17 protein-coding genes are annotated in these 25,155 nt (G+C 44.7%); 9 read left to right on the top strand and 8 right to left on the bottom strand.

Features of this window, described 5'->3' with window-relative positions; translation table 11 throughout:
* Positions 1 to 142: 142 nt before the first annotated feature.
* On the bottom strand, positions 143 to 1,231 hold the full coding sequence (locus F995_RS12940; RefSeq protein ID WP_004647275.1) for a DUF475 domain-containing protein: 1,089 nt from the start codon (positions 1,229 to 1,231) through the stop codon (positions 143 to 145).
* Positions 1,232 to 1,453: 222 nt separating this feature from the next.
* On the opposite strand from F995_RS12940, the gene tenA reads away from it, so the two are divergent.
* Positions 1,454 to 2,125 (top strand): thiaminase II, encoded by a 672-nt coding sequence (gene tenA, locus F995_RS12935; RefSeq protein ID WP_004281386.1) that lies wholly within the window; start codon positions 1,454 to 1,456, stop codon positions 2,123 to 2,125.
* A 47-nt stretch (positions 2,126 to 2,172) separates the two neighbouring features.
* Here the strand turns inward: tenA and F995_RS12930 are convergent, their stop codons facing one another.
* Positions 2,173 to 3,477 carry an IS4 family transposase gene (locus tag F995_RS12930; RefSeq protein ID WP_004282307.1) on the bottom strand — a complete coding sequence of 435 codons (1,305 nt, stop codon included), beginning with the start codon at positions 3,475 to 3,477 and terminating at the stop codon, positions 2,173 to 2,175.
* A 273-nt stretch (positions 3,478 to 3,750) separates the two neighbouring features.
* Between F995_RS12930 and F995_RS12925 the strand changes: the two genes are divergently transcribed.
* From F995_RS12925 to F995_RS12915, 3 genes are all read left to right on the top strand, one after another.
* Positions 3,751 to 4,119 carry a hypothetical protein gene (locus F995_RS12925; protein ID WP_004281385.1) on the top strand — a complete coding sequence of 123 codons (369 nt, stop codon included), beginning with the start codon at positions 3,751 to 3,753 and terminating at the stop codon, positions 4,117 to 4,119.
* Between the two features lie 181 nt (positions 4,120 to 4,300).
* Positions 4,301 to 7,132: an excinuclease ABC subunit UvrA gene (uvrA, locus tag F995_RS12920; RefSeq protein WP_004281383.1), complete on the top strand. Its 2,832-nt coding sequence runs from the start codon at positions 4,301 to 4,303 to the stop codon at positions 7,130 to 7,132.
* A gap of 117 nt (positions 7,133 to 7,249) precedes the next feature.
* On the top strand, positions 7,250 to 8,104 hold the full coding sequence (locus tag F995_RS12915) for an AbiJ-NTD4 domain-containing protein (RefSeq protein WP_004281382.1): 855 nt from the start codon (positions 7,250 to 7,252) through the stop codon (positions 8,102 to 8,104).
* A gap of 121 nt (positions 8,105 to 8,225) precedes the next feature.
* On the opposite strand, the gene F995_RS12910 is transcribed toward F995_RS12915, so the two are convergent.
* Positions 8,226 to 9,932 (bottom strand): GGDEF domain-containing protein, encoded by a 1,707-nt coding sequence (locus F995_RS12910; RefSeq protein WP_004647273.1) that lies wholly within the window; start codon positions 9,930 to 9,932, stop codon positions 8,226 to 8,228.
* A 1,113-nt stretch (positions 9,933 to 11,045) separates the two neighbouring features.
* Between F995_RS12910 and omp33-36 the strand changes: the two genes are divergently transcribed.
* The gene (omp33-36, locus tag F995_RS12905) at positions 11,046 to 11,960 is read left to right on the top strand and encodes a porin Omp33-36 (protein WP_257220113.1); all 915 of its coding nucleotides are present in this window, start codon (positions 11,046 to 11,048) and stop codon (positions 11,958 to 11,960) included.
* Between the two features lie 68 nt (positions 11,961 to 12,028).
* On the opposite strand, the gene F995_RS12900 is transcribed toward omp33-36, so the two are convergent.
* The 4 genes from F995_RS12900 to F995_RS12885 form a co-directional block, all read right to left on the bottom strand.
* Positions 12,029 to 13,999 carry a BCCT family transporter gene (locus tag F995_RS12900; protein WP_004647271.1) on the bottom strand — a complete coding sequence of 657 codons (1,971 nt, stop codon included), beginning with the start codon at positions 13,997 to 13,999 and terminating at the stop codon, positions 12,029 to 12,031.
* A gap of 172 nt (positions 14,000 to 14,171) precedes the next feature.
* Positions 14,172 to 14,888 carry an ion channel gene (locus tag F995_RS12895; protein ID WP_004647270.1) on the bottom strand — a complete coding sequence of 239 codons (717 nt, stop codon included), beginning with the start codon at positions 14,886 to 14,888 and terminating at the stop codon, positions 14,172 to 14,174.
* Between the two features lie 245 nt (positions 14,889 to 15,133).
* On the bottom strand, positions 15,134 to 16,840 hold the full coding sequence (locus tag F995_RS12890) for a cation acetate symporter (protein ID WP_004647269.1): 1,707 nt from the start codon (positions 16,838 to 16,840) through the stop codon (positions 15,134 to 15,136).
* Position 16,841: 1 nt separating this feature from the next.
* Positions 16,842 to 17,174: a DUF485 domain-containing protein gene (locus F995_RS12885; RefSeq protein ID WP_004281374.1), complete on the bottom strand. Its 333-nt coding sequence runs from the start codon at positions 17,172 to 17,174 to the stop codon at positions 16,842 to 16,844.
* Positions 17,175 to 17,357: 183 nt separating this feature from the next.
* On the opposite strand from F995_RS12885, the gene F995_RS12880 reads away from it, so the two are divergent.
* Together F995_RS12880 and F995_RS12875 are read left to right on the top strand one after the other, a co-directional pair.
* Positions 17,358 to 20,849: a hybrid sensor histidine kinase/response regulator gene (locus F995_RS12880; protein ID WP_004647268.1), complete on the top strand. Its 3,492-nt coding sequence runs from the start codon at positions 17,358 to 17,360 to the stop codon at positions 20,847 to 20,849.
* A gap of 409 nt (positions 20,850 to 21,258) precedes the next feature.
* Positions 21,259 to 22,020: a hypothetical protein gene (locus F995_RS12875; protein WP_004647267.1), complete on the top strand. Its 762-nt coding sequence runs from the start codon at positions 21,259 to 21,261 to the stop codon at positions 22,018 to 22,020.
* 88 nt (positions 22,021 to 22,108) lie between these two features.
* On the opposite strand, the gene F995_RS12870 is transcribed toward F995_RS12875, so the two are convergent.
* Positions 22,109 to 22,759, bottom strand: coding sequence for a response regulator (locus F995_RS12870; RefSeq protein WP_004647266.1), 651 nt, complete (start codon positions 22,757 to 22,759; stop codon positions 22,109 to 22,111).
* Positions 22,760 to 23,135: 376 nt separating this feature from the next.
* Between F995_RS12870 and msuE the strand changes: the two genes are divergently transcribed.
* Complete coding sequence (gene msuE / locus F995_RS12865; RefSeq protein ID WP_004647265.1) at positions 23,136 to 23,870, top strand: FMN reductase; 735 nt, start codon at positions 23,136 to 23,138, stop codon at positions 23,868 to 23,870.
* Between the two features lie 26 nt (positions 23,871 to 23,896).
* Positions 23,897 to 25,009 (top strand): dimethylsulfone monooxygenase SfnG, encoded by a 1,113-nt coding sequence (gene sfnG / locus F995_RS12860; protein WP_004647263.1) that lies wholly within the window; start codon positions 23,897 to 23,899, stop codon positions 25,007 to 25,009.
* The last annotated feature ends 146 nt before the right edge of the window (positions 25,010 to 25,155 follow it).

Genomic DNA, 25,155 nt, shown 5'->3' with positions numbered 1-25,155 from the left:
ATTGGGTTAATTAATCTGGAGCCCAGATTATAGGACATTCAGCTCATTAATAAGATATGAATTTTATTTGAAATAAAGATGATGCCGATCTAAAAACAAAAAAGCGCAGCCGGAGCTACGCTTTTCATTCAGGGACAGCGCTTTATTTGTCTAAAGCCGCCTGACGTTTCTTGTACTGAATCGAGGCGAATACTGCCCAGACAATAAAAGCCACACCGATCAGACCGGTCACCACTTCTGGTACATGCAGACCGGTTCCGCTGGCAATCATAATGAAAGCCAGTGCACCGATGGCATAATGCGCACCATGTTCCAGGTAGATATAGGCATCCAATGTGCCCTGCTCAACCAGATAAATCGTCATTGAACGGACAAAGATCGCACCAATTGCCAGACCCAGCATGATGATGACCACGTCTGAGGTAATCGCAAAGGCACCGATCACGCCATCAAAACTGAAAGAGGCATCCAGGACTTCTAGATAGAGGAAACCACCAATACCGGCTTTCACTACACCGGTCGGTACGCCATTTTCATCATGACGAATGGCATTACCTTCTTCATCGACTTCCGGTTCACCACCGAGCATATGGCTCAGAACCTGCACCCCGATATAAATCACGATGCCCCAGATCCCCGCCATAGTCACTGCCAGACGCTTGGCTTCATCGACATTGGCTGCCATGATTAACAAAGCCACCAGTGCAATAAACACCGACATTGCCGGCACATTGGCCAAATTGGACAGACGGCGTTCTACGCGTCTAAACCAGTGCGTGTCTTTTTCTTCATCCAGGAAGAAGTTCAGGAATACCATCAACAGGAAAGCACCACCAAAAGCAGCAATTTCAGGATGATGTGCCATTAAACGTGCTGAATATTCTTTCGGATCATTCAAGGCCAGACGTACCACTTCCATAAAGCCCAGATCTGCAGTCACTGCAACAATAACCACCGGGAAGATCAAACGCATCCCGAAGACTGCAATAAGAATACCGACTGTCAGGAACAGCATTTTCCAGAAATGATCCCAACCCCGTAGGACTGAGGCATTGACAACCGCGTTATCAAAAGACAACGACACTTCCATAATCGCCAGAATAGCGGTAATGGTCAGCGCTGTGAGCATGGTTTGCAGGCCTGCGTCAGGACCATGGGTATAACCCCAATATGCAGACAAACCAAGACACACGATCGAAAATGCAATCGAGAAACCAAAATGTTTCAACATACACAACGACCTTGGATAAATTAAATAAATGTATGGCTGCGAGAGAGCAGCAATACGAATAGGAAAAGTTAAGCTAATTATGAAACTTTTAGCGCATAAACCAAAGCACTTCCTGAGCTGTTTTATCTTATTTTCTGTTTTTAAAATTTGCCGATCTTTTAAACAGCCCGATCTTTGCTATAGTGCCGCATGGTTTAACTTGAACTGCGAAGGATTTTCAGCATGAGTTTTTCACAAGAGGTATGGCAACGTAATCTCGGACTTTATCAGAAGACCCTGGCCCTGCCCTTTAATCAGCAACTGGCGCAAGGTACTTTAAGCCGTGAAGCCTTTAGTCATTATGTGATTCAGGATGCGCATTATTTACTGGCCTATGGCCGTGCACTGGCCGTGTGTGCCGCCAAAGCTTTTGAAGCGGACGATGTAATTCAGTTTGCCGAGGCAGCCAAAATTGCGATTGTGGTGGAACGTAGCCTGCATGATGGCTTTATGCAGGATTTCGGCATTAGCAAAGAGCAGTTTGAAAATACCCCGCTGACTCTGGCGTGTCATCACTATACCTCTTATCTGACTTCGACCGCCTGGTCAGAAAGCTACCCGGTGGTACTGGCCTCGTTGCTGCCTTGTTTCTGGATTTATGCCGAAGTTGGTAAAGATATTGTCGACAACTCTGCGCCGAATAATCCGTATCAAGCCTGGGTAGATACCTATTCAGGAGAGGAATTCCACACTGCGGTACGGAATGTGATTGCGACCGTTGACCGTGTTGCGGCGCGTGTCGATGCAGATACACTGGAAAAAATGCATGCAGCTTATACGCATGCTGCCCGTCTGGAATGGTTATTCTGGCATAGTGCCTTTGAGCAACGCCAGTGGCCTGGTCTGGATGAATAAGACGGACGAATAAAAAAAGCCCTGTTTAAGACAGTAATGCCAGTCAGTTAAGAAATTGACTGGCATTTTCTTGGATATTTTTGTGCTTTAATTTTCACTACTCGCGGACATTGCCTTTGCCTTTTTTCAGGTAATACAAATATTTTAGATTGTTCAAATAATTGCGCTAAATGTTTGGGTAGGTTTCCTGCTGATTCTAAAGGTGTGTGCCTTAAGATATTGATAATACTCATAGATGCAATATGGAAACTGATCCTTAAAGGACTCACCTTTGCATGTTCAGCGATAAACCTCATCTGTCTTCTTAAGATATTATATGCAATAAATACCCCCCACAATTCTTGATAGACCAAATCAGGTTGTTTGCTTCTTAAAATCCTTGCATCCTGTAAATCACTTTTAATTTCCCGATAACACATTTCTATTTCCCAACGCTGGATATAAAGCATTGCAAGGTCTTTGAATGGATAAACTTTAGAATCTGTTAATGATGTAATGTAACGTCTTATTTTTCCTGCATATTCAACTTCAATTAAACGTGCTTCCCAATAGTCACCCAATGACGGATTTATCTTTTTTGCTCTTGCTGAAACAGGCATTTTGATCTGAAAGTCATGGGCCGCATTATGATGAATCACTTCATAACGCAGGTTGTCCTTTGCTCGCATCAACCAATGACTCTCTTCTGCCTGAGATTGCCAGCTCACTAAAAAATCAGCAGAGAAGTAAGCACGATCAAATAGGGTAATACTGCGAACTGGTGCTTTTAATTGACTGGCTAAGGTTAATTCACCTTGATCCATACTACCCATTTGGGCATCAATCATTTCATGGGTATTGGTATTCACCAGGCAAGTCGCTCTAACTTGTGGGTAAGGTGCAGCTGCTGTTTTGCCTTTGGATGAACCAAAGTGCTTAAAGTTTTCTTCTGTATGAGGCATAGACCAAACCACACCATCTACAGCACAAACGCATAGACCGTGAAAGTTGCTATATTGTTGTTGTGAGTCTTTAAACCATGCCTGACTTAATGTCGAAAATAAAGCACTCATGGGTTCTAAGCCTAAGCGTTGTCTTGCTTGTACGGATGCACTCGGTACACAGTATTCTGCCGTACCGAAAACAAGTTGCAATTGTTGAACCACATACCAAATCGGTTGATTTCGAAATAGAGCAAGTCCGATTACCAGCCAAACAACATGTTCAGCAGGCAGTTTTCTTTTTCGAATTGATGCTTTACCTGTTTGGTCTAAGCAATCTTCAATCCAGTTTAAATCAATCAATTCACTGAATTGTGAAAGTGAAGGTAGGGTTTGTTTTAATGTTAAATCTAGATTCTGAGATAAATTCATAAAAAAAGAGCGTATTTACATACGCTCTTTTTACAGCATTTTAACTTTTTTTGCTTAACTGACTGGCATTACTGTTTAAGACAGGGCTTTTTGGTTATAGCCGTTTAAAAAAATTTCTACTGTCATAAACCGATCATAAAAACGGCTTAGTCTGAAAAAAACAAGGATAGAACGGGCCACTACGCTAGACCTAGCTATAAGCCCAAAATTGCCGCACAATAATTGAGAATAATTATCAATTAATAAATTCAATCCCGGAAAGAGGCAGACAATATGGACACTTTAGGCACCGAAGCTATTCGGGCATTTTTTACCCTGCAATGTTGCTGGTTCAACAATGAAGAAATCTATCTGGAACAAGGCTGTCTAGATTGTGGTTCGGCAGCCACTTATCTGATTTACCATACCAACACGCATATCCAGAAACATCTGCTGAAATTTATTGAAAAGTATCGCTGTCATCAGGCACGCCGTAACGATTTGCTCGACCTGGATTTTTTCCGAAAAGACTATGAGGACTTTCTGCACATTCTGGAAAATGAAGTCAATTTTTATGCACGTCTGCATCATGATGTGCTACGTGACCGCTGTTTTGAAGAGATTGAGTCTATCTTTGAACGCCGTTATGCAGCGGCTTGTTAAGTATTTACCTTGTACATGATGATTGTGAATATTTAAATGATCTGCTGTTGTGTTTCTTAATTTTGTGATGAATTGACCAATCACCGACATAACTTGACGTTTAAAATACTTTTATTTGCACTTGAACATTTTTCATCCGGTATCATATAAGGGTTTTTGATGAATATTCTAGGATCCTTGCATGAGCCAAAGCCACATCCGTATTCGAGGCGCACGTACCCATAACCTGAAAAATGTGAACCTTGATATACCACGCGACAAGTTTGTGGTGATTACGGGACTGTCTGGTTCAGGTAAGTCCTCACTTGCCTTTGACACCTTATATGCCGAAGGTCAGCGCCGTTATGTGGAATCGCTGTCTGCATATGCCCGTCAGTTCCTCTCCCAGATGGAAAAGCCGGAAGTCGATTCGATTGAGGGCTTGAGTCCAGCCATCGCCATCGAGCAGAAATCGACCAGTCATAACCCACGCTCTACCGTAGGAACCATTACCGAAATTTATGACTATTTACGTCTACTGTATGCGCGTGTCGGTACACCGTTCTGTCCTGAACATGACTTGCCGATGGTGGCACAAACGGTCACTGAAATGGTCGATGCCGTTAAAGCACTGGAAGAAGGCACTGCACTGTTATTGTTAGCACCAGTCGTGCGCGAACGTAAGGGCGAATATACGGCACTGTTTGAACAGCTACAAAGCCAGGGTTTCGTCCGTGCCCGTGTGGATGGCGAGATCATGGAAATTGATCCACCACCAGAACTGGACAAAAAGAAAAAACATACCATTGAAGTCGTAGTTGACCGCTTTAAAGTACGTGATGATCTGGGCAACCGTATTGCAGAAAGTTTTGAAACCGCGCTGCGTCTTGGTGGCGATATCGCCATTTTGTCCTGGATGAAGGGCGAGCATAACGATCGCGTGTTTTCTGCCAAGCATTCCTGCCCGCAATGTGACCGCGCTGTGGCTGAACTGGAACCGCGTTTATTTTCGTTCAACAATCCCTTTGGCGCTTGTCCGGTCTGTGATGGTTTGGGAACCCGTAGCCATTTCAGTGCCGATAAGCTGATTCCCAATCCTGAGGTCAGCGTTAGCCAAGGCGCTATTCGTGGCTGGGACCGTCAGCGTCCTTACTATTACAGCATGATCCAGAAAGTCGCCGAGCATTTTGGTTTTTCTCTGGAAACTCCGTGGAATGAACTGGATGCCGATACCAAGAAGAAATTTCTGTATGGCACTGGCAAAGAAAAAATTGATCTGAGTTATATCGATGAACGTGGCCGACGTCATAATCGGGTCATTCCCTTTGAAGGAATTTTGCCGCATCTGGAACGCCGTTATCGTGAAACTGAAAGTAATTATGTACGTGATGATCTGGCGCAGTATTTATCCAATGCTGCCTGTGATGCCTGTGATGGTTCACGTCTGAATGAAATTTCGCGTAATGTGAAAATTCTGGACAAGACCATTGCTGACATTACCCGCATGTCGATTGGCGATGCTGAAAGCTATTATCAAGGTATTCATTTGGAAGGTGCACGGGGTGAAATCGCCGACAAGATTTTCAAGGAAATCCGTGAACGTCTGCACTTTCTGGTTTCGGTCGGCCTGAATTATCTGAGTCTGTCACGTTCAGCTGAAACTCTGTCTGGTGGTGAAGCGCAGCGAATTCGTCTGGCCTCACAGATTGGTGCCGGTTTGATGGGCGTCATGTATGTCCTGGATGAACCATCAATTGGTTTGCATCAACGTGATAACGACCGTCTGTTACAGACCCTGATCCGTCTGCGTGATCTGGGCAATACCGTCTTGGTGGTCGAGCATGATGAAGATGCGATTCGTGCCGCCGATCATATTATTGATATCGGTCCGGGTGCCGGTGTGCATGGTGGGCATGTGATTGCCGAAGGAACGTATGATGAAATTCTGGCCAATCCGGACTCGCTGACCGGAAAATATTTATCCGGAAAATTAAAAATTGAAGTGCCGAAAAAACGGATTCAACCGCCTAAGCCTAAAGAACAGATCAAGCTGATGGGAGCATCCGGGCATAACCTGAAAAAAGTCGATCTGACCATTCCTTTAGGTATTATGACCTGTGTTACCGGGGTGTCCGGTTCAGGTAAATCGACCTTGATTAACCGGACTTTGTTACCTTTGGCGGCGACCCAGCTCAATGGTGCCACCACTTTAACTTCGGAAAGGTTTGAATCGATTGATGGTTTACAGTTCCTCGACAAAGTGGTGGATATTGACCAGAGCCCGATTGGACGTACCCCGCGTTCCAATCCGGCGACTTATACCGGCCTATTTACCCCGATTCGTGAACTGTTTTCACAGACGCAAGAAGCCAAGGCACGCGGTTATGCTGCCGGTCGTTTCTCGTTTAACGTGAAAGGTGGCCGCTGTGAAGCCTGTGAAGGTGACGGCATGATCAAGGTGGCGATGCACTTCCTGCCGGATATGTATGTGCCATGTGATGCCTGTCATGGCAAACGCTATAACCGTGAAACGTTGGAAGTGAACTATAAGGGCAAGAATATTTCCGATGTCTTGCAGATGACTGTTGAAGATGCGATGCATTTCTTTGATGCCATTCCGGTGATTCACCGCCGTCTAGAAACATTGCATCAGGTGGGTCTGGGTTATATTCGTCTGGGTCAGTCTGCGACCACTCTTTCTGGTGGTGAAGCGCAGCGGGTCAAACTGGCGCGTGAGCTGGCCAAACGCGATACTGGTCAAACCCTGTATATTCTGGATGAACCGACCACAGGTCTGCATTTCCATGATATTGCCAAACTGCTGGATATTCTGCATCAGCTGCGTGACAAGGGTAATACCATCGTGGTGATTGAACATAATCTGGACGTGATTAAAACCGCCGACTGGGTGGTGGACTTAGGCCCTGAAGGTGGTTCTGGTGGCGGTATGATTGTCGCAGAAGGTACGCCTGAACAGGTCGCGAAAGTCAAAGCTTCACATACGGGTAAATTCTTGAAGCCGTTGTTGAAATAAAAATCTCCTCCTAGCCTCCTCTTTGATAAAGAGGAGGCATTCCCTCCTTTCGCAAAGGAGGGTTAGGGTGGATTAAAAAAATAAATCTATTCTTAAATTTGTTTGAGGGGGAACAAAATGCGATTTTCTGAAAGATATGGTTATAAGCCCGTACGTGACATTATTCAAAAAGAAAGTATAGATGATGCTTTAAAAAATGGTTTGTGGAGTGTTTTTCATAGCTATATTTGGAATCGGATTGAACATGGACATAATCAAAGCTCTTTTACCCGTAATTCAAATATATACTCGTTAGTAGAATCTTATTGGCTTAATCTTTTTAAAAACCCTACAGATACCATCCCTCAATGGACATCTGATTCTTTAAAAATAATTAGAGATTACTTTTTTAATTGTGCATGGCACGAAATTTATAGCTTGATTGAAGAAACAATTGAGCACTACCCCTATCAAAGAGTAAGTAATAAAGATTCATTTATAACTAATATCAACAATATGCTAGAGCGTGAAAATAGTGCTTACCGAATTATAAATGACGAAATCATTCCAATAACTTCCGAACAAGAAATTCAATCCATCGAAACTGCTTTAGAAAATACAAATCAATATTTAGGTGTTCAACAACATTTAAATCAAGCTTTAAAACTGATGTCAGATCGTCAAAAGCCTGACTATCGAAATTCGATTAAAGAATCTGTTTCGGCATTAGAAGGTATGTGTCAAAAAATATTAAAGAAGGACAAAGTAACTTTAGGTGATGCAATTGGTCAAATTGAAAAACAATATCCAATACATCCTGCATTAAAAGCCAGTATTAAATCTTTATATGGTTATACATCCGATGCAGATGGTATTCGCCATGCAATGTTAGACGAATCAAATCTTTCTTATATCGATGCAAAATTTATGCTTGTTGCCTGCACAAATTTTATTAACTATCTGATCGACAAAACCAGAGATCATCCAAATTAGATCACATGACTGGCGACATGGATGTCGCCCGTTCGACTGTGCTAAAGGGACTTAGCATCAGTCGAACAAATGCATTTTGCTACTTTTGTGCAGTTCAAAAGTAGAGAAGGAATCTTTTAGACTAAACCTCAGCCACCACATTCCGTCCCTTCGCTTTGGCTTTAAACAAAGCATCATCGGCATTTGACAACAAAGTCATCCAGGAAACAGCCCCAATCGCCACCCCGATACTGACCGAAATCTGGATCTGATCTCCTAGCGCAGTCAGAATATAGCGCTCAACCACTTCAGCCCGAATTTTATCTGCAACGATCAGTGCCTGTTGCATCTGGATATTTTCAATCAGTACCAGAAATTCATCGCCGCCATAGCGCACCAGCAAATCCGTCGCCCGAACATTGGCCTTTAAACGCTCGGCCACCAGTTGAATCACCTGATCACCCACAATATGCCCATATTGATCATTCACCTGTTTAAAATGATCAATATCAATAATCATCAAACAGGTCTGGCTCAATTGACCCGGCTGATTTTCCATAAAGCGGATATATTCTTCCAACGCAAAACGGTTGGCCAGCCCGGTCAAAGAATCGGAATGAGCAATATTTTTTAAACGGAATTCTAGCGCATCGCGTTCTTGCAACATTTGTTGCAATTTCTGAATGGCAGCGAATAAGGAATCAGAATGATTCACTTCACGCAGCCGCATATCAATTTTCTGACGACCCGAGTTTTTAGACAAACTCAACAACATGCGGCGTGCCTGAATAAGTGGCAAAAATACTTGTTTGCGTGCAAAGATCATGGTGGAAATCGCGGTCAGTAATGAAATCAACGATACCAACACGCTCCAGATCAAACGCTGCATATTGCTGTTCATTTCCTGAATAGCGGCATCTCTGCTGTATTGCAGCAGATAAGTTTGCAGGTCTACCACAGTCGCAAATTTATCTACGATCGCTTCAGTCAGCTCTGTTCCGCTCAAACGGTAGTCACGTTGCTCCAGACTGTCACTGATCAGCTCACTCACAATCGGTAAGCCTTGCTGAATAAACTCGGTTTCTACCCGCCGATGTAAACGGATGAATTCCTCAGTCTTATCTTGAACAGGTTGAATGGTATCAATCAAGGCCCACAAATAACGCACCTGATGTTGGGTCTGTAAAGAGCGGGTAATATTTTCAGTGGGAAGCGGAGCTTCAAAAGTCACATGTGCCATGATAGACGAGGCCACACGACCGGCCTGATCACGTAAATCTGATAAAAATAGAATCTGGCTAATATAGTTATTCAGAGGGGTCGATGAGCTATCTGAAGCCACCGCCACGTCACGCAAAAGTTCACGGCAACTTTCCCAGGCAGCAAACATCGCCAGAATCGCCTGATCAAGTTCCTGAGCACTGCGCAGCTGACGCGGCATCTGGGTATAAGCATCAACCTGTGCACGCCCTTTTTTCAAACTATTCTCAAGCTGTGAAAGTTGCTGACTCAGGTTGTTAAAACCGACCTCCGTCAAGACATCAGCCGTCTGGGAGAGCTGCCGATCCACCTGTTGACGGTAGCTGATTAACTCTTGCTGATGCTGGGCAAATTCCTGCACCGAACTGGACATGGCCTTATTGGCAGGCGCACGCTCACGCGAAATCTTATTTGCCAGGTCAGCGACCTGCTGCAATGCATTCAATTGTTGATAGGTTTGTCTGGATTTTAAATAACTTTGACTGCTACTCACAATTAAGGGAATACAGATACAAAGTAAACATAAAATAATAATCGACATCGACCAGTACAAACGTTTACTGATCCACTCAGAGCGTAAGGTATTCATGCTGTTGTATTACGCCCCAATATGACAAGCAAAGCTAAATAGATTGATTATTATACAAATAAAATGAAATACTCTTAAAGTAGGTAATTCAACTTAGTTAATGTTTTTTCTATATTTTTTTGATTTTAATTTTTAAAAGCGCTACTTTTTAAATTCAGGCTAAAGTTTTATGGGTTTTATCCTACAAAAAATACAACACAAATACAGGACTTTTAAGCATTAAAAAAAATATCAAAACTTGCTTTCCGCACTATTTACACATGCAACAATTGGGTGCATAATGCACCGCATTAGGGCGAGTTAAATTATTCCTCAGCAGATATTTTAGTTTACCCGCAAATTTTGGCGAAAAAACCCCGATTTTCTATGAAAATCGGGGTTTTTTTTAGCTATTAAATTTTAGGTCGATATTTTCACCTTTAAGTATGCACTATTTTGGTGCTTAAAATTATTATAATATTTCTTCTCCTCCTCTTGTTTTGAGTTGAAGGTTTTTTTAGAAACAGGATGATCTGAAATAAAAAATGCGGAACAAAAAAAAAGCCCAACCTTGGGGAAAGCTGGGCGATAAAACAAAAAATTGTGGAGAACCAGGCTAAATCACTATGAAAGTGTGAACTCTAACTTGATTTTCATATTATGTAAAATTCCCCTAAAAATGTAAAGTCGATTGCTTCAGTCAAGATTATAAATCATGCCCATTTAGCTCAAAAAACAGACATCCACTCTAAAGCCCAAGCTGATGATGCTCTAAGATCAAGCAATCCAATCAAAGACCTGATGCGCCAGACATTTTGCACTTCTTGACACATTTATGAATTAACTCACCTATTATTAATTGTTTTAATAGATAAATATATTATAATTAATCGTATTAATTGATTAAAATAACAACATAATTTCTCCTTAATCTTTAGTCCCGATTCTATATTTAAAGTCTAGATTTTTGTTATACAAGAGTTTTTATATAAAATAGCTTCGGAGCCTAATACTTGAATTTTACACAAAATTAATACAATGATTTAGCTTAAAAAAATAGCGATTTCGAATTGGATTGACTTAATAAATTGTTACAATACAATACGTTTTATGTTGTACATCTTTTGTAACAAAATGGTAAATATCATGAAAAAACTAGGTTTAGCCACTGCTGTATTATTAGCGATGACCGGTGCTCAAGCATATCAATTCGAAGTTCAAGGTCAGTCAGAGTACATCGACAACACTGCAAATGACAAAGACTTCACTGGCGCTGTTCAAGGTACTTACTACTTCAAAGATGTAGACGCTTCTAAAGGTCCTTTAGCTGAAGCTGCTTTCCTGAACCAAGCTTCTAATGTTGCTCTAGCGTATAGCTATGGCGAAAACGGTCAAGAAGAAGCTGGACGTTCACGTACTGTAAATCATACTTACGGCGTAAAAGGTGAAGCTTACGTTCCAACTTCAGTTGTGCCTGTTTATGCAAGCGCTTCTTATAGCCATACCATTGCTGATAGCAAAACTGCTAACGCAACTGACGATCAAGGCGACCGTTATGCATTAGAACTTGGTGCTTTAGTTGCTCCTAACTTCTTAGTTGCTGTTGGTTATACCAGCGTTGCTGACCAAGCTTCTTTAGATGCATTCAATATTGTGTCTAACGGCGTTGCTAAAGCTGCTCTTGAATCTGCAACAATTGCTGATAAGACAGATGCGATCACTGCACGTACTAAATACGTTGGTGCAATCGACGGTACTAACATGTCAATTGGTTTTGAAAGCGGTTTAGTTTATGGTGAAGATACTGCCTACAACTTAGGTACAACTCTTTTCCTTAACCCACAGTTAAGCGTTGGTGCTTCTTATATGGAATCTAGCTTTGCTGGTTCTCCAGACAAAGCTTGGGGCGCGAACGTAAACTACTTCATTACTCCTGCTGTTGCAGTTGGCGCATCTTATGTAAATGCTAACTACGAAGCAAATCTTGCGCAAACTGCTCAAGTTCGTGATACTCAAACGATCGGCGTAAATGCCAAATTCCGTTTCTAATTTCTGATTAGATTCTGAATCAAAAAAGGACGCATATTGCGTCCTTTTTTATTGTTTTATGACTCTGTTTACTCAGGCGTACGTACCAGACTTAAAAAGTGCAAATGACGTTCATATTGATCAATGATATCCTGCAATAGATCTTCTTGCGTCCATTCCATCACATCATAACCCTGCCCACCTTCTCTTAAAAAGACTTCTGCCTGATAGGAATCTACTCCCGCATTCTCCAGTTCAGCCATAAAGCTTGGACTTAAAGTCTGAGTGGCATTGACCTGATAGATAAAATTAATTTCATCCTGATGATCAACACGGAGCTGTATACCGTCTTCTAGCGGGCTAATCGCTACATGTAATCGGCGCCGTTTCAATTCACTTTGAAAGCTGAGAAATGCGTTATTCACCGTATTGTGAATATACTGCTGCACCTCTTCCTGAGTATGCGGATAATGCATGATCAGGCCTAAGCGCTGTTGCCAGCTGCGTGGATTCTGGATCGCACGCGGGGTAATCCGTGCGGCTTGCAGTGCATGCATTTTGGTGACATCCAGATGTAGGGCTTTGATTAATCCCCAACACATCAGCAGCATAATAAATGTAAATGGCAAAGCGCTCATAATCGTGGCCGATTGCAAGGCCTCTAAGCCACCGGCCAGCAAAAGGATGATGGCTAATAAAGCCATGAGTACGGTCCAGAACAGACGCTGCCAAGTCGGTGAATTATCACTTTTCGCTGTCAGATAATCAGTCACCAATGCCCCTGAATCGGCAGAAGTCACAAAGAACAGCATGACCAGTAAAGTTGCAATGATGCTGGTCACTGAGCTGAAAGGCAGATTGTTCAGAAACTCAAATAGGGCCACTGATGAATCACGCTGAACTGCCTCTAATAAGCCAGTATTGGCTTCATGCATAATGCTGTACAGTGCGGCATTGCCCATAAAGCCCATCCAGATCAGGGTAAATCCAGTCGGAATCAGCAATACACCCACGATAAATTCACGAATACTGCGCCCTTCCGAGACCCGGGCAATAAACATCCCAACAAATGGCGACCAGGAAATCCACCAGGCCCAGTACATGATGGTCCAGCCGCCAATCCAGCCACTTGGCTGATAGGCATACAGATTAAAGGTCATGCTAAACAGATTAGAGACATACTGGCCGGCATTCTGAATAGTCGTCTGTAACAGATAAATACTCGGACCTGCCACAAAGACAAAGATCAGCAACAGCAGTGCAAGCACCAAATTTAGTTCAGATAAACGTTTAATTCCTTTATCTAATCCAAAAAATACGGAAGTCGCTGCCATGGTACTCACGACAATGATCAGAATCACCTGAGTGCTAGGTGCCTGTTCAACACCAAACAGGTAATTCAAGCCTGAATTGATCTGTGTGACCCCAAAACCCAGTGTGGTGGCCACACCAAATACCGTACCAATAGTGGCAAAGGTATCTACGCCATCTCCAATCGGACCATAGATCTTTTGACCAATCAGCGGATATAAGGCCGAACGAATTTTTAAAGGCAATTGATGCCGGTAAGCAAAATAAGCTAGCGATAGGCCAACCAGCGTATAAATGGCCCAGGCATGTAAGCCCCAGTGGAAAAAGGTGACCCGCATAGATTGTTGTGCAGCCAGTACAGTTTCCGGTTCACCGGCAGGTGGCGTAACATAATGCATCACCGGTTCGGCCACACCAAAGAACATCAGGCCAATCCCCATGCCTGCGGTGAATAACATCGCAAACCAGGAGGCACTGCTATATTTCGGTTGACTATGCTCGGGCCCCAGTTTGATTTTGCCCATATCCGACAGGGCAATATAAGCCAGAAGGATGATAAATATCGCCACCGACAATACATAGAACCAGCTAAAGGACGTGGTAATCCACTGGTTCAGTTGCTGGGTAAAAACTGAAAAAGCATCGGGTGCAAATACGACCAACGCTAAAAATATCGCAATAATGGCGACAGTACTGATAAAAACATTTGGATTGATATTGGCAAAACAGGATGGTTTTGTGGAAGGCATACATCCTCCATTTTTTAAAAATTGGATCGACAAACAGCGTCAAATAATTATTGGTAAGGTCAAAATGATCAGACAGATTCAGTCTATGGGAGCTAGATCTCCTGCTATTTTAGGATGTGACACAAAATAAAGCCGTTAAGTTACTGTAACAAATACAATAAAAGGATGAGTCTCATTGCCCAGGCGGGTTTTCTCTATTTTTCACGTTCTTTTTATGCGGTAGACGTGCGATATATTGCAAGGCAATTAAGCGGGATACAATCAGCGCCAGATACATCACCCCGACAAACATCTGGATAATGGCTAGCATCCGTGCGACCGGACTGACCGGCATGATATCAGACAGTCCTGTTGCAGATTGCACACTGAAACTAAGAAAAATCAGATCCAGCCAGGGTTGATAGGCTTGCAGATCGGGATCTGAAAAGCTGTATGGCACCAAGAGCTGGCAAGTACTGTAAAGAAAGGCAAAGCCCCAGGCCAGCAAGGTAAATACCGCCCCAGCGGCAAACAGTTCATCCTTGGTCAGATAACGGTCATGAAACATATAACGCAGCAGGCCATAGGCTGCACTGAAATAAGCACCAGCTTCAAACAGGTTGGCGGTGACATGGATCCAGGTATAACGCAGTCCCAGCACAATCAGAGAGGAAAAGAAAATCGCACCGGCGACAAAGCTAAGTCCTAAAATGGTAAACATTGGAGTCTGGCGAATGACTCTGGCAATCACCAGCAAAACCAGAACACCCAGCACCCAGGTTCCCGCCCGATAAGACACGCTTTCATAACTCAATACCGACAAGATCAGGATCAGCAATTGCAGGCACAACAGCCATGCCGAAGGCAAATGGGTAAAGCTGTTCCAGAACTGTTGCAGAGATTGCTTCATAATGCCCTTCTTGTTGCTCTTCTTGTTACTATCGTCATGTAGGGAACACATTGTTATTGTTAGCAGCTTTTAACATAGCATGCTTAAATCCGCTTGCAGATATGCGATTTGTATGAAAATTACTGAAATAACGCTGCACAAATGCAGCCATCTCAATTCAATACGGCGCTTATGCTAAAGAGAAAGCTTGATTATATCTCCATAAAAAAAGCCCCTGACGGGGCTTTCTTAGCGTAGCGCAGATCTTAGTGATCCGATGCGCCTGAGATACCAATACCGGTTTGTGAACGTACAAACTGGGCATCAAAGGCTTTGCGTTCTGCCTGAGCCTGTGCCGAATTATCCGTCACAGAGAACAACCAGCAGCACAAGAATGACAATGGCATCGCGAAGATTGCAGGACCATTGAACGGGTTCACTGGCGTATCAGAAATACCCAAAGTATCGACCCATACTGCTTTAGACAGCACAATCAAGGTTACTGCGGTTACCAGACCGGCAACACCACCAATAACTGCACCACGTGTCGTCAAGCCTTTCCAGAACATAGACAATACCAGTACCGGGAAGTTGGCACATGCCGCAACCGAGAATGCCAGGCCGACCATGAAGGCTACGTTTTGTTTCTCGAACAGAATCCCGAGAATCATTGCGAAGATCGCAAGACCTAAAGTCGCGATTTTAGACATACGTAGTTCAGATTCAGGCGTGGTTTGGCCTTTCTTCAAAACGTTGGCATACAAGTCATGCGAAATTGCTGAAGCACCTGACAGGGTCAAACCAGCAACGACCGCAAGAATCGTGGCAAATGCAACTGCAGAAATGAAGCCCATGAACAGGTCGCCGCCCACTGCATCAGACAGGTGCACCGCCGCCATGTTATTACCACCCACCAGCTCCAGCTTGCCAGTCACAGCCATTTTCGCAACATCAAGGAATTGCGGGTTGTTCGATACATATAGAATCGCACCAAAACCAATGATGAAGGTTAATAGGTAGAAATAACCAATAAAACCTGTAGCAACTACGACTGATTTACGCGCTTCTTTGGCATCTTTTACCGTGAAGAAACGCATCAGGATATGTGGCAGACCTGCGGTACCAAACATCAATGCCAGACCTAAAGAAATCGCATCAATCGGATTAGATGCCAGACTACCCGGACCCATGATTTTGGTCGCATCTGTCAGGCTCAAGTCATGTACTTTTGAGTAGACACCAATCGCCTGTTCAAACATGTTGGTAAAGCTGAAGCCCACACCTTTCATAACCATGAATGCCATAAAGGTTGCACCAGACAGCAACATCACCGCCTTGATGATCTGTACCCAAGTGGTTGCCAACATACCGCCGAACATCACGTAGGCCATCATCAACAAGCCAACGATCACGACTGCAATGTTATAGTTCAGACCGAATAGAAGTTTGATCAGCTGACCTGCACCCACCATCTGTGCAATCAGATAGAACGCGACCACAACCAGTGAACTTAAAGCAGCTAAGGTACGTACCGGTTTTTCCTGTAGACGGAAAGACACTACGTCTGACAGGTTGTATTTACCCAAGTTACGCAGACGTTCTGCCACCAGGAACAATACGATCGGCCAACCGACCATAAAGCCCAGTGAATACAGCAAGCCATCAAAGCCTGACAGGAACACCATCGCGGAAATACCCAGGAATGATGCTGCTGACATATAGTCACCGGCAATCGCCAGGCCATTCTGGAAACCAGAAATACCGCCACCGGCCGTATAGAAATCTGTGGTGCTGGTGGTTTGTTTCGCTGCCCATTTGGTAATGAACAGTGTTGCACCGACGAAAATCACAAACATGATAATCGCGTGCCAGTTGGTCGCCTGCTGTTCTGCTGCACCCAGATCAGGACCAGCGAAAGCCATACCTGAGGCCATTGCAGTTGCAGCAAGAGCAATAAGAGAATTCCATTTCATCTTAGTGGTGTCCTTTTTCATGAGCAATCGCTTCGACTTCACGGATTGCTTCTTCAGTCAATTGATCAAGTTTGTTATTGGCAATGTAGGAATACACACCACACAAGATAAACGACAGGACAATGATACCCAGACCGAGTGGAATACCCCACGTAGTCACACCACCTGAAATTGAAGACAATAGAAATTCTTTGTTGTAACCAACCAGCAACATGAAACCCACATAGACAAATAGCATAATGCCGGTCAACGTCCAGCTGAGCATACTTTTCTTGCGGACCATTTCCTTGAATTTTGGATTTTGTAGAATACGATCTACTTGTACCTCATCCATAATTACTACTCCTGTAGCCCAACCTTGGGCTGCCTATTTTTTAATTCGAATTATCACTGTTGCAAGTTAACAATAATCGTAGGTGCTTGTAATTTAGACTTTGGTCGTTAAAAAATGATCAATTTAAACTGTAGCGTTCACGATGCGTTATCATAGCGGCATGCTCAGTACACATCAGGCTATATGAACAGTTGGCTCATCATAGGGGTACTCGCCCTCTATATCGCATTACTCTTTATCTGCGCTTTCTACGGGGAAAAACATGCCAGCCGGCTGAGTACCCGTGGGCGTATGCTATTGTTTAGTTTAACTTTAGGAGTGTACTGCTCCTCCTGGACCTTTTACGGCGCCACGGGTGCTGCGGTACGTGAAGGGATTATTTTCCTGCCGATCTATCTGGGTCCGCTACTCTTTGTTGCTGTCGGCTATGACATCTGGCGCCGTCTGGGACGGGTGAGACAGCATCATGCCATTTCTTCGATCGCTGACTTTGTCGCAGCACGCTATGGTAAAAGTGGTCCCCTCGCCTCGCTGGTAACCATTCTGGCGGTGGTAGCGATTGTGCCTTATCTGGCCTTGCAGTTACGTGCGATTGCCTTAAGTGCCGCCGTCATCCTGGAACCTTCCGCAGGTGTAACCGGCACGACCAATGGCGTGCTGTTTCTGACTGGGGTTCTGGCGATACTGGCGATGATGTTTGGTACCCGGCAGATTGCCAATACTGAACAGCATGGCGGGTTGATGCTGGCCGTGGCATTTGAGTCTTTTGTTAAACTTTTTGCCCTGTTGGCAGTTGCCTGTTTCTTTATGTTTGAAGCACCAGAAAATCTGGCACAGATCAGTAGCGATATCAGTACCACTTTTCATGATGTGCAACTGTTTGGCGTACCACAAAGTTTCTGGATTCAGACCTTGCTGGCGGCACTGGCCATTATCTGCCTGCCGCGCCAGTTCCATGTAGCGGTGGTTGAGCTGCGCGATGAAAAACATATCCGCGGTGCGCGGCGCTGGTTTGCGGTCTATTTGATTCTGACTACCCTGGCGATTATTCCCATTGCCAGCTGGGCGCTACATGCTGCACCACAATACCTGGCCATTCCGGATGTGGCGGTACTCTCTTTGCCACTCAGCTATAATCAGGACTGGCTCACTTTATTAGCCTTCTTGGGTGGTTTCTCTGCCTCTACCGGGATGCTGCTGGTGTCTTCCGTGGCACTGTCAATCATGCTCAGTAATGACCTGATCATGCCGGCGTTGTGGCGCTTAAAGCTGATTTCCCGGCCTGACAAACGCTTGCCGCTGGTGCTGAAATTTACCCGCCGGGTCTGTATTCTGGGCGTGATGTTGATGGGCTTCCTGTTCTTCAATTTCTTTAATGATATTGACCAGTTGTCGGTTTTTGGTCTGTTGGCATTTAGTGCGGTGGCACAATTCGCCCCTGCCCTGATCGGTGGCCTGTACTGGCGTGGCGGTAGTAAACAGGGTGTCTATGCTGGACTCCTGACCGGTTTTGCCTTGTGGGCTTATACCCTGCTGTTTCCAACCATTTTGCGAAGCCTGCCAGAAGCCTATAGCAGCTTTAGCCAAAGCTTGCTGAATCAAGGGCCTTTTGGCTGGAACTGGTTAAGACCGGAAGCCCTGATCGGTTTTGAGTCTTTTGATCCACTGACGCATGGCGTAGTTTGGGCACTGGGCTTAAATACCCTGCTGTATATCTGGATTTCCCGTATTTTCCGTCCGAGTATTGCCGAACAGATTCAAGCCGAAAGTTTCTTCTATTATGAAACCAAGCCACTACCCTCGCAGAGTCCTTCTAACGAGGTCAGCTATTCGCATCAGGATGTCGCCCGTTTAAAAGTCGGTGATCTGATTACCCTGGCTAAACGCATTACCGGCGAAGGCCCAACCACACGCGCTTTCCAGCAGTTCTGCACCCAAAACAGTGTTGAGCTGAATGAAAACAGCAGTGCCAATGGCATGTGGTGGCGTTTCACCGAACAGTATCTGGCGGGGACTATCGGGGCAGCCTCGGCACGTACCCTGTTGACCACAGCTATGGTTAATAATGGTTTGGCATTGGGTCAGGTCGCCAATATTCTCGATCAGGCCTCGCAATGGCAACGCTTTAATCAGAACCTGATCATGACCATGATTGATCACATGACCCAAGGGGTCAGCGTAGTTGATGAAAATATGTGCCTGGTAGCCTGGAACAATCAATATCTGAAACTGTTCGATTATCCGACCGATATTGTCTATGTCGGTTGTCCAATCGCAGACCTGATCCGTTATAACGCTGAACGTGGTGAATGTGGCCCGGGCTCGGTTGAAGAACATGTACGGAAACGGATTCACTGGATGCAGGTCGGCAGTGCCCATGAATTTGAACGGATTCGTAAAGATGGCCGCGTCATTCAGATGCGCGGCAATCCGATCGAAGGCGGCGGGTTCGTTACCACTTTCGCCGATATTACTGCCTTCCGTGAAAATGAAGCCGTGCTTGAAGCCCGCGTTCAGGACCGTACCCAGCAGCTGGCCGATGCATTGTCCGAGCAGCAACTGGCGCGTGAACAGGCCGATAAGGCCAATATGTCAAAAAGCCGCTTCATTGCAGCCGCCAGTCATGACCTGTTGCAGCCAATGCATGCCGCGCGCCTGTTCAGTACCGCACTCGAACAAAGTGTGCAGAATGATGAAGACCGCAAGACCTTACAACAACTGGATCGTGCTTTGCATGGTGCAGAAAGCATGTTGTCTGCCCTGCTGGATATTGCCCGACTGGAAGGCGGCACCATTCAGCCGAAACGTCAGGCTTATCCGCTGCATGACCTGCTCAGCGATCTGGAACTCCAGTTCAAATCCATCGCTGCACAGCGTGGTATCAAGTTCAGTGTGCATGATGCACAGTTCTGGATTGATACCGATCCACAATGGATTCGCCGCATTATCCAGAACTTTGTCAGCAATGCGTTGCGTTATACTGCCAGAGGTAAAGTGGTGGTCGGTGTATTACGTTCGAGCAGCAGACCGAATCATATCCGTATTGGCGTCTGGGATACTGGCCCGGGCATTGCCGAAGAACAGCGCATCAAACTGTTTCAGGAATTTGAACGTTGCGGCCACACCTCGCCTTGGGGTGAACAGGGTCTGGGCCTAGGTTTGGCGATCGTACAACGCATGACCAGCATGCTGGACTATCCGGTACATGTGTCTTCTGCGCTGGGTAAAGGTTCCTGCTTTATGATTGAAGTGCCTGTGATCGAAGCACCGAAAGTGGTCGCAGCACCGGTTCAGGCCGTACCTTTAAAGAGCAAAGCCTTTAAGATTCTATGTCTGGATAATGATGAAACCATTCTGGAAGGCATGTCGACCTTATTGACCAAATGGGGTTATCAGGTGTTTAAAGCCACTGAACCTGAACAAGCAGCCATGCTGATTCAGCAGGAAAATATTCAGGTCTGGCTGGTGGATCAACATCTGAATCAGGACAAGATCGGTCTGGATTTCATTCTGGAACATCGTTCGAAGGATATTCCGGTCGCATTGATTACCGCCGATTCCGATCCGGAATTGCCGCAACGTCTAAAAGAGCTAAACATTGTTCTGCTGAAAAAACCGCTGAAACCGGCCTCATTACGTTCATGGTTATCTGGACTGAAAATTTCCGACTCCTAAGTAGATAACGATCTGATCAATGCCCATTTCACACCCTGAAATGGGCATTTTTTATACTCAACTGCCACATAAACTTACCTAGCTTGCATAAAATTTATTCTAATGTGCTAAAAGCAGCAAATATGCCGAAAATACAGCTGAATAAATTGACCAAAATGCTCATTTTTTAATTCACTATGGCAAAAACTGACGAATGTATTAATGTACATGTGTACACTTAGTTACAATTAATTATCTTATTGTTTTTAATAAAAATTAAAGAGTAATTTTCCACTACTATAACTTTAGTCGTATTTTTATCCCTTGTACTTGGCTCTAAAAATAGAGGAATAAGAAACGATCAGTTCCCATCTCATGCAGCCTTAATTTTTTGGTCGCTGATCTATTTCTGCATATCGGAGTTCTTCACATGAACATAGATCAAAACCATGGCCTGAATCAGACCCAGCAGTTTCACCGTCAATATGGCGCCAATGCCTTATTGCCAAGCATTGACTGGGCACAGATCTTTAAATACAGCAAGCTGAATGATGCCCAGTATCAGGCACTGGAAACGCTGTATCAGAGTGCAGTCCCTCTGGCACTGCAAGTCTTTGATGAATTACATTTTGATGTCTTTGAACCTTATGCCTACAAGCCGCAAGGTCTGGGTCTATTTGAAAAGATTGCTGAACAGGAAGACAAGCTGATTCAGTCTTTAGAAGCTGAAACAGAGGATCTTCCGGCAAAGACCCGTCATCAGATCTGGAGCATGTTGCTGCGTGGTGGCGCGGTACTGGTCTTTAAGGCCTGGCTGGGTAAAGTCAAAAATGAAGAAGATTGTCTGGACACCAGCCAGTTTGATGAGCTGTCTGATCTGTTATTTATCAAAACCTGCCCACATGAACTGGCACAACGTTTACATGTCGATCCGAATACGCGCGACGAACATGTCTTCCTGATGTATGACAATGAAGTTTATCTGGATCGTTTTAACAGTCTGGAAACTGCAGCACTATTTGTCGATCTCGGTGTTTATGATGCGACTTTCCTGAGTCTGCGTGATGATCGCGTGGCGGAATATCTGAAATCGAAAGGTTATGTCACCGAAGAGCAGATTGACGAATTGCAATGTGCCTTAAATCCATTGTTTTGTGATGATTTCACCCGCAAGCAGGATTATATCGCCTAGCTGATTCAGGCCTTTGCACTCAATTTTGCAGATTTTGCCCATAAAAAAGACCTCCAAGGAGGTCTTTTTCAATTCGTATATGCAGAATTTACATTTTGCGGTCTTCAATATTCAGTGCATTAATGGCCAATACCGCTTGTGTCCGGTTTTGTACGCCAAGCTTACGGAAGATTGCAGTCACATGCGCTTTAATCGTCGCTTCTGATACATCCAGTTCATAAGCAATCTGCTTGTTTAATAAACCTTCAGCCACCATCATCAATACCCGGAACTGTTGCGGCGTCAAAGACTGGATCCGTTCTGCCAAAGCCGTTTCATCGGCAGCACGCGGATCAAAATTCATATTGGCTGGCAGATTTGGCGGTAACCAGATTTCACCTTCCAGCACTTCACGAATCGCTTCACCGATATGGCTTGGGTGAGCAGATTTAGGATTATAGCCCATCGCACCATGCGCGATCGCACGCTGGATGATGCTGACTTCTTCATGTGCAGACACAACAATAATCGGTAAAGACGGATACTGTGCGCGGACATGCACCAGGGCAGAAAAGCCGGAAGCGCCCGGCAGGTTTAAATCCAGCAGCACAAGATCAGGCTCAGGGCCATTTTCTAGACGTTCATAAAATTCATTGACTGCCGCAGTTTCATGAATCTGGGCTTGTGGCAGGCTATAACGTACAGCTTGAATCAAGGCATGACGAAATAGTGGATGATCATCAACGATTAAAATATTCATAGGCAACGTGAGAGAGATCTTGGCACGGTAGTCCCTATTCTAACCATACAACCCGGTTAAGGATATGCAAGACACTACAATTTTTAAAATAATATGCAGTTTTTCTTCAAAATTGCCCATTTTTGCACTATTGCAATAATTGTTTAATTCTCATCACTTTTTTATATATCACTTATTCCTCACTGAAAAAGCTTATCTTTATTCAATATAAATATAAATATCATTCACTTACCCACAAAAACTTCCTTAAAAATCAGGCCTTTGTCGTATATCGCAAAATCAGATAACTTTTCAGCTTTTCGTTATTTTACAGCCCTTCGCTGAATCGGGATTAATAGGGTCATTCCGAGATTAACCCTATTTTCAGGTTCTAAATATGTCTAATTTTAATGCGCAAAAACCCTTAAATATTGTTGCCGTATCTGGCGGTTTAAATCACCCCTCAAAAACCGAAGCCTTGGTTCAGGCCATTCTGGATGAGCTTGGGGAAGCGACACCAATCAATGTGCATTTCATTAAATTTAGTGAAATTGGTTCGCTCTTGGGCGGCGCGATTTATCGCAATCAGTTGCCGCAACGCGTTCAGAATGATCTGGCAGCAGTAGAAGCCGCAGATGCGCTGATTGTTGGCACTCCTGTGTACCGCGCTTCATTTACCGGCCTGTTCAAGCATTTCTTTGACTTTGTTGAGCAAACGGCGCTGGTCGATGTTCCGGTATTACTGGCAGCTTCTGGTGGCAGTGACCGTCATGCGCTAGTGCTTGAACATCAACTGCGTCCTTTATTCAGCTTCTTTCAGGCACAGACTTTACCGATTGGGGTCTATGCCACCGACCGCGATTTCACCCCTGAATATACCATTCACAGTGAATTGCTCCGCGACCGGATTACCCTGGCTGTGGCGCGTGCATTGCCGATTCTTGAATGGGCACCAGCCAAGGGACAACGTGCTGAAGTCATCAAAGAAAAAACCATTCAAGCGAGTCAAAATCTGGGCATTAACAAGCAGATCGAACAGGAAGAAGTGCTGCCTTCAGCAGCCGTGCCGAGCCTGGATGCCGCAGAATCGCGCTTGCACAGCAAGAAAGCACCAAAGACTCAAGTGGCTTGAACACAGCATTGCAGAGGGCGATGAATATGTCGAATGATAAAAATATCGTATTTGCCTATTGGGTGCCGAATGTCAGTGGTGGCCTGGTGGTTAGTAATATCGAGCAGCGCACCGACTGGAGCTATGACTATAACGTGCGTCTGGCACAAACCGCTGAACAGGCAGGCTTTGATTATGCCCTGACCCAGATCCGTTTTACTGCCGGCTATAACGCAGAAAACCAGCATGAATCGGTCAGCTTCAGTCATGGCATTCTGGCCAAAACTGAACGCCTGAAAGTCATTGCCGCGATTCTGCCGGGTCCATGGAAGCCGGCACTGGCTGCAAAACAACTGGCGACGATTGACCATCTGAGCAATGGCCGGATCGCGATCAATGTGGTCAGTGGCTGGTTCCGCGGTGAGTTTGATGCCATTGGTGAAGAATGGCCGGAACATGACGAGCGTTATGCCCGTTCGGGAGAGTTTATCCGTAGCCTGAAAGGGGTCTGGAGCCAGAATAACTTTAATTTTGAAGGTAAATATTATCAATTCAAAGACTATACCCTGAGTCCAAAACCGCTACAAAAACCGCATATTGAAATCTTTCAGGGCGGCAGTTCCCGGGCAGCACGTGATATGGCTTCTCGCGTATCTGACTGGTACTTCACCAATGGCAATACCCCGGAAGAGCTGAAAAAACAGATCGATGATATTCGTGAAAAAGCCAAGGCAAATCATCACTCGGTGAAAATCGGCGTAAATGCCTTTGTGATTGCACGGGATAGCGAAGAAGAAGCTCAGGCTGTATTGCAGGAAATTATTAGCAAGGCCAATGTGCAGGCAGTGAAATCTTTTGGTGAAGCGACCCGTGAAGCCGGCGCAGCAAGTCAGGAAGGTGAAGGCAACTGGGCCAAATCCACCTTTGAAGATCTGGTGCAATACAATGATGGTTTCCGCACCAATCTGATCGGAACACCGCAGCAGATTGCTGAACGGATTATCGAACTAAAAAAAGTGGGCGTAGATCTGATTCTGTCAGGCTTTTTGCACTTTATTGAAGAAGTCGAATATTTTGGCCAGAAGGTGCTGCCTTTGGTCCGTGAGCTTGAAGCACAACAGGCAACGCCTGTACAGCAAGAAGAAGCTGAGCCCGTATAATCCTTCCAATAAATCTCAGCAGATTCACTCCCCCCTCAAGGCTCGGCTTGGGGGATTTTTTTATGTGATAAAATTGTTGTCTGGCTAGGCTTAAGACCAGCAATTCCTTAAAATTCTGCACTAACGACTTTCCAAGAATTTTAACA

It is taken from the genome of Acinetobacter sp. CIP A162, from assembly GCF_000367905.1.
Lineage (GTDB): Bacteria > Pseudomonadota > Gammaproteobacteria > Pseudomonadales > Moraxellaceae > Acinetobacter > Acinetobacter lwoffii.
Note: the sequence above shows the minus strand (reverse complement) of the source record. Positions and strands in the feature narration are given on the sequence as shown.